The following is a 1,247-nucleotide window of genomic DNA, read 5'->3' on the forward strand; positions in this document are numbered from 1 at the left end:
GCCGTTATCACCTTTTAAATACTCAGCAGTGAAGAATGCTTTCATTGCCGCTGGCGTGGGCAGACCTTTTTGGTGGCACATACTGGCCACCGCCTTCAGCCTTGTCAGGCACAAGCGGCCGTTATCACCTTTTAAATACTCATCTTTGAAGAACATTTCCATTGCCTCTGCCGTGGGCAGATCTTTTTTACAGCGCATACTGGCCACCGCAGCCAGATTTGTCAGGCACAAGCGGCCGTTTTCATCTTTTAAATGCTCATCTTTGAAGAATGTGTTCAGCGCCTCTTGTGTGGGCAGACCTTTTTCGCAGCACATACTGGCCACCGCCTTCAGCTTTGTCAGGCACAAGCGGTCGTCCTCACCTTTTAAATACTCAGCAGTGAAGAATGTGTTCAGCGCCTCTGCCATGGGCAGACCTTTTCGGCGGCACATACTGGCCACCGCAGCCAGCTTTGTCTTGCATAAGCGGCCGTTTTCATCTTTTAAATGCTCATCTTTGAAGAATGTGTTCAGCGCCGCTGGCGTGGGCAGACCTTTTCGGCGGCACATACTGGCTACCGCATTCAGCCTTGTCAGGCACAAGTTACGTCCATTTTTCAGATGATTATCGTTGAATAATGCCTTCAGTGCCGTTGGTGTGGGCAGACCTTTTTCGCAACGCATACTGGCCACCGCCTTCAACTTTGTCTTGCACAAGCGGCCGTTATCACCTTTTAAATACTCAGCAGTGAAGAGTGTGTTCAGCGCCTCTGCCGTGGGCAGACCTTTTTGGCGGCACATACTGGCCACCGCAGCCAGCTTTGTCAGGCACAAGCGGCCGTTTTCATCTTTTAAATGCTCATCTTTGAAGAATGTGTTCAGCGCCTCTGCCGTGGGCAGACCTTTTTGGCGGCACATACTGGCCACCGCAGCCAGCTTTGTCTTGCACAAGCGGCCGTTATCATCTTTTAAATACTCAGCAGTGAAGAATGCCTCCAGTGCCGTTGATGTGGGCAGACCTTTTTGGCGGCACATACTGGCCACCGCCTTCAGCCTTTTCTTGCATAAGCGGCCGTTATCACCTTTTAAATACTCAGCAGTGAAGAATGTGTTCAGCGCCGCTGGTGTGGGCAGACCTTTTAGGCGGCACATCGACATAACGTACGATAATTGAGGATGTTTAGCTATACACTCAATATCACTGTCGGATAGGTTTGCAAAGGCTGTTATTGCGCCTTTATTATCTTTAAATAGACCTTCAAACGCCG

At 50.1% G+C, this 1,247-nt stretch carries 1 protein-coding gene; it reads right to left on the minus strand.

Annotation, left to right across the window (positions count from 1 at the left end; all coding sequences use genetic code 11):
• Positions 1–1,247: hypothetical protein (locus JQC92_RS22350; RefSeq protein WP_205001726.1), on the minus strand; the 1,247-nt coding region annotated here is incomplete at both ends.

Source organism: Parashewanella hymeniacidonis, assembly GCF_016900895.1.
GTDB classification, from domain to species: Bacteria; Pseudomonadota; Gammaproteobacteria; order Enterobacterales; family Shewanellaceae; genus Parashewanella; species Parashewanella hymeniacidonis.